3 protein-coding genes are annotated in these 5,810 nt (G+C 36.5%); all 3 read left to right on the forward strand.

Annotated elements, in window-relative coordinates; genetic code table 11:
* Window positions 1-154 precede the first annotated feature (154 nt).
* The 3 genes from P0N36_RS14340 (at window position 155) to P0N36_RS14350 (ending at window position 5,300) form a co-directional block, all read left to right on the forward strand.
* On the forward strand, window positions 155-727 hold the full coding sequence (locus tag P0N36_RS14340; RefSeq protein ID WP_275843548.1) for a TetR/AcrR family transcriptional regulator: 573 nt from the start codon (window positions 155-157) through the stop codon (window positions 725-727).
* Between the two features lie 176 nt (window positions 728-903).
* Window positions 904-2,178: an efflux RND transporter periplasmic adaptor subunit gene (locus tag P0N36_RS14345; protein WP_275843549.1), complete on the forward strand. Its 1,275-nt coding sequence runs from the start codon at window positions 904-906 to the stop codon at window positions 2,176-2,178.
* Window positions 2,178-5,300: an efflux RND transporter permease subunit gene (locus P0N36_RS14350; RefSeq protein ID WP_275843550.1), complete on the forward strand. Its 3,123-nt coding sequence runs from the start codon at window positions 2,178-2,180 to the stop codon at window positions 5,298-5,300. Before P0N36_RS14345 ends, P0N36_RS14350 begins: the two co-directional genes overlap by 1 nt.
* The last annotated feature ends 510 nt before the right edge of the window (window positions 5,301-5,810 follow it).

Raw genomic sequence — 5,810 nt, forward strand, 5'->3', positions numbered from 1 at the left:
GATTCTTCTCAAGGAAGTCTTTCCTGCCGGAACAATTTGCTTTGCAAAACGAGGCGTAGTCTCTTTGTTTTCAAGGAAAGCTATTGACAAAAGACCAAGGTGCATGATATGATGATTTCCAGACATGAATGAACGTTCATTCGCAAAGGAGGTTATGAAATTGGATAAAAAAGAATTAATTCGACAAAGTGCAGCAGAAGTGTTTAGCAAAGAGGGTTATTATGCAACAACAGTAAAGATGATAGCTGCTGAAGCGAATATAGCAGTAGGCACCATATATATTTACTTCAAAACAAAAGAAGAAATTCTAGACTATATTTTTGCTGTTGAACACAATAAGAGGATTCATTATTTTGAAGGGCTACAAGAGCATTCATTAGGGGTTATAGAAGTGATTGAGTCCTTTTTAGATTTTCACTTTAATGAGCTTCATGAAAATCCAAGCATCAGTAAAGTTTTGGTACAAGAAGATCTTTCCCCATTAATGTCAAAGGCTAAAAGCATGAGAACATACAGTTCAAAGCTACCGGACATGCTCGCACAGATGTTGAAAAAAGCTCAAGAAAGCGGGCAAATTGGTAATATAGATGCGCCTATCCTTGCACGTTTGATTTTCCAATTGATCAAGGGGAGTGTTTATATTAGTCAGGAAAAGAAGGAAGCCAATTGGCAAAATGAAGTCAAAAAGCAAATTATCTCTTTAATTACCAAAGGCATACAAAAGTAATTTTTTTACTCTAGAATGAATGAACATTCATTCATGTTTTAAAAATGAGGTAGATATTGGTTAAGGTGTCAAAACTATATATTGTATGGTAATTTAGTGAAACTTAGTTTTGATCCTTTAACCAGCATTAGATATATAAATGAAGTTCATAAAAAAAAGAAAAGAGGCGTCATTCGATGAAAAATAAAAAGTACTATGGGTTGATTGTAGCAGTACTGATCCTTGCTGTTTTTATAGGTTTTAAAGTCATATCCGCAGGGAAAACCCCGGATGTATTAGCAACACAGGAAAACCAACTAGACTTGGGGATACCAACAGAAGTGGTTACAGTCAATAGAGATAGTATGGTAGAAGGAATATCTTATATAGGTACCCTTGAGTCTAGAAATACGCTTGTATTATCACCTAAGGTGGGCGCTCAGGTCACCTTCCTTAATATAGAAGAAGGAAGTCTTGTCAAAGAAGGGGATATTGTTGCAAGACTAGATGATCGTCAATGGGTAGCAAAGATGGAAACCTTACAAAAAAAGATTGAGACTTTACAGGTGAACTATTCTTATGTAGGTCAAGAAGTGGATAACTATTTTATAACGAACCCTATACTCAAAAAAATTGACACTTTAGAACTAAACTTAAGTTATTTAAATGATCAAGAAAATAAGTTCAGAATGTTATTGGAACAAGGCGCTGTGGCTGAAGGAGATTACGATAAAGTTAAGCATGAAAGAGATGTACTAAAGGCTCAATTAGAAGAGTTGAATGCTACGTTTGCAGAAGGTTATAAAAAATTAGTCAGTCAAAGAGACACATTAGCAGCGCAAATGGATGAGTTACAAGGGAATGTAAATGAATTAGCAATCAGTATTCAAGATGCAAGAATCATTGCAAGTCGTGCAGGAAAAGTGAGAATGCTTTACTATGATATCGGCGATATGGCACTTGCAGGTAAACCATTTGCTATCATTGATGATACAGAGAACTTGACGGTAAAAGTTAATATATCCGAACAAGACTTAAATAAGATTGAAATCGGAACGAGAGCATTGCTCAACATAACAGGTATAAGCGAAAAAAGAGAAACAAGTATTACCAGGATCATGCCAAGGTTAAATGGAAGTACGAGAATAGGCGAAGTTCAAATGGATCTAAACGCTTTGAACCTAGGAAATATTGTTGTGGGTACAAGTGTCCAGGTAGACTTTGTTGTTCAAGAGATTCAAGATGAAATCATTATATCAAAAAGAGCCATCAAATCTTTAAAAGACAAAGAATTTGTATATATTATTGAAAACAATATAGCTAGAGAGCAAGAAATAACTAAGGGATTGGTTGTAGGGGACAAAGTACAAGTGCTAGAAGGGCTGGCAACGGGTGAAGAAATTGCCATGAATAATTTGACAAAATTATATGACGGTGCCAAGGTACATGTACTAAAAGGAGAGGATATTTAATGAATATTGGAGAATTTTCTATTAGAAACAAATATTTTGTTTTGGCCTTTGCCATAGGTATTCTTTTATTAGGTCTTTATGCCAAAACCACATTAAAAACTCAGTTAGCACCGGATACCAATGCGCCTATGACGACGGTTATCGTTCAATATCCAGGAGCATCTGCCCAAGATGTGGTTAAAGATATCGTTGAGCCTATGGAGAATGCCTTTGGAACTCTAGAAGGTATAGCCAAAATCAAGTCCACGAGTCAAGATAATGTCGCGTCCATTAGGTTAGAGTTTAACTACGGAATCGATATAGATCAAGCGGCGATTGATGTTCAAAATACGATTAATAGAATAAGGGCTAATTTGCCATCTAACATGGTAGAGCCAAAGGTTTTGAAGTTTAGTACGGCGGATAAGCCGGTTGTAACCATTAGTCTTAGCAGTGAATCCGTTGATTTGAAAGATATCAGACAGTTGGCAGAAGATGAAATTGGTTTTGACTTTCAACTGGTCGAAGGTGTAGCCTCTATTAATTTATTTGGAGGTAATATCAGTGAAGTACAAGTTAAGTTGGACCAGAATAAACTGAATGCATACGGTATAACAATAGATCAAGTAGCAAGTACCTTACAGTTAAATAATATAAAAGCACCGGGTGGAAAACTCATTGAGAACAACAAAGAAATTCTAATCCGGGTTGAAGAAAGCTATCAAAGCTTAGAGGACATTAAAAAGATGCGGATACCTATGGCAGATGGGAATACAATATTTTTAGAAGATATTTCTAATGTTGAGATGTCTATTGAAGCCCTTGAAAGTTCTTATAAATACAATGGTAAAGAAGCTATTGCAGTTATGATCACCAAAAAAAGTGATGCTAACACAGTAGAAGTCGTAGAAAATATAAAAAGCGAATTAATTATTCTAGAGGAAAAATATGCCTTTATAGACTTTGAATTGGCTCAGGATGATTCAACATTTACATCACAGATGGTTGATAACATGACAGCAAGTGTGCTTGTTGCTCTATTTTTCACAATGATTATTATCCTTTTATTTATTACAAATGTAAGCCAAGCTATGGTAATTTCCATTTCCATGCCCCTGGTCTTCATGTCCACAATGGGTCTGATGAAACTATTTGACATGAAACTGGACATGGTGACACTTTCAGCATTAATACTGAGTATCGGTTTTGTCGTAGATGGGGCCATTGTTGTTGTCGAAAACATCATGACGCATCACCATAAATTGGGAAAAGACATTGTTACGGCGGCAATTGATGGGACGAAGGAAATCACCATGCCAAGCATAGCGGGTGCAACAACAACACTAATTGTTCTCATTCCACTCTTATTTATTCAAGGATTTGTTGGTGAGATGTTTAGACCTTTAGCAACAACCGTTATATTTGCAATATCATCATCGATTTTAATCGCACTCATTATAATACCTTTATTTACCGTTCTATTAAATAAATTCAAATTTAGAAAAACAGAACAACTGCTTAGTATCGTTACAAAGCCTTTTAACAAAATGATGGATGGTTTATTACGCTTTTATATGAATATCCTAAGATTTTCACTTAAATATAAAATCATTATGTATGCCACCATCATCATTGCAATTATTCTTAGTGCAACTTTTATTGTTAGAAATGGCGTTGAAATGCTACCCAAATTTGATGGCGGAGTTAGTTATGTCTCTGTTGAAATGGAACCGGGAACTGTTCTAGAAGATACAATTGAAGCGGTAAGAAATATTGAAAAGATTCTAAGCAATGAGGTTAATGTTATAAGCTATGACACTCAGATAGGTTATGAAAAAGACAGCAATATGATCAGTGATTTTGGGATTATGGGAACCAACCAAGCCAGCATGACCATTAATCTAAATACGAGAAAGGAAAGAGAAGAGACAATCTGGGATTTCCAGGAAAGACTAAGATTAGAGATAGATAAGATTCCGGATATCAAAAGATTTGTTGTAAAAGAAAAAGGTGGAACAGCCAGCAGCAGTTCAACGGCACCGATCGATATAAGAATCAGTGGACCGGACCAAAGACTGCTTTATGAGATTGCAGAAGATTTAGAAGTCAAAATCAAAGAAATCGAAGGCACAACCAATATATATAAGAGTTTTAACATGGATAACTTGCAAGTGAATATAAGTATGCATGATGGTCGTATTCAAGAGTTGGGGCTATCCAATGCTGTTGTTGCAAAACAGATTTATAATGCAATCGAAGGTATTAATGCCACAAGTATGGATTTAGAAGAAAGTAATAATGTGAATATAGCAGTTGAATATATGGAAAGATACACACAATCTATTGACGACTTGTTGAATGTTTATATTCAAACACCCATGGGTATCAAAGTGCCTTTAAGAGAGTTGGCTTCTGTAGATATAGGTCAAAGAGCCAATTTGATCACAAAAGAAGACTTGGAATACACCATTGATATTTTGGGTTATACCACGACAAGAGCTTTTAGTCATATTACGAAAGATATAGAGAATATTTTTGCGACATATCCATTACCAAGCGGCTACACTCTTGGACTTACGGGTGACAACGAAGAGATGGGTGATTCAATGAAGGATATGCTTCTCTTATTGGGCTTGGCGGTTGTGTTCATTTATCTTGTCTTGGTCCCACAGTTTAAGTCATTTATCCATCCTATTACAATCATGGCTTCTATACCACTGGTTATTATTGGAATCGCACCGGCTCTTGGACTCACTGGAAAGTTTGTCTCTATGCCCGTTCTTTTAGGTTTTATTTTATTGGCCGGTACGGTTGTTAACAATGCAATATTAGTGATTAATCAAGCTATAGAAAATCAGAATGCAGGTATTGAGTTGAATGTTGCCGTGGTCCAAGCCGTCGAAGCTAGGTATAGACCTATTATGATGACAGCACTTTCAGATGTTGTAGGTATGATGCCCTTAGCTCTTCAGCTTGCTCTTGGATCAGAAAGATTCTCACCATTGGCCATTACGGTTATTGGTGGTATGCTGGCAGCAACTTTTTTAACCATGATTGTTATACCGGTTATATATGCAACCTTTGAAGGTATGAAGTTTAAAATGAAGATTAATGAAGTTAATGTGGAAGAAGTCTTGTTATAATGAGGTCCCATGAAAACCCTTCCAGAGTTTGTATGATTATGGCTTCCACCAGGAACTTCATGGTCGGTGCCGATAAGGGCAAGGATTCATAAGCTATGTTTATTGTCCCATGAAAACCCTTCCACAGTATGTATGACTACGGCCTCCGGTTGGTGCGTCCTGCACCAAAAGTCGGCGGTCTGCATCCATGCAGACTTGCAAATTTCATAAGAAAGTTTTCATTTTAGCATCATGTCTTGAAGCTTGACATGATGCATGAGGTTACTTTCTTATGAGCCTAGTCACACACACTGTTCCAGGAACTTCATGGTCGATGTTGGCGATGGCCATGAGATGCGAGCCTAGTCTTAGTCGAGAGGAACATTTTCAAGAGCCTTAAGTAATTAAGAAGTAGTAAGTGTTCTTTTTCGCCTGATCGTCACTCTTGTATCACAAAGTGTGTAAAAAGAGCCAAAACCACCATATGTAGTGTTTGAAAAAGTAAGAAGGAAAGGCAAGAGAAGAAGAGCA

Origin of the sequence: Petrocella sp. FN5 (assembly GCF_029210395.1) — a bacterium.
Lineage (GTDB): Bacteria > Bacillota > Clostridia > Lachnospirales > Vallitaleaceae > Petrocella.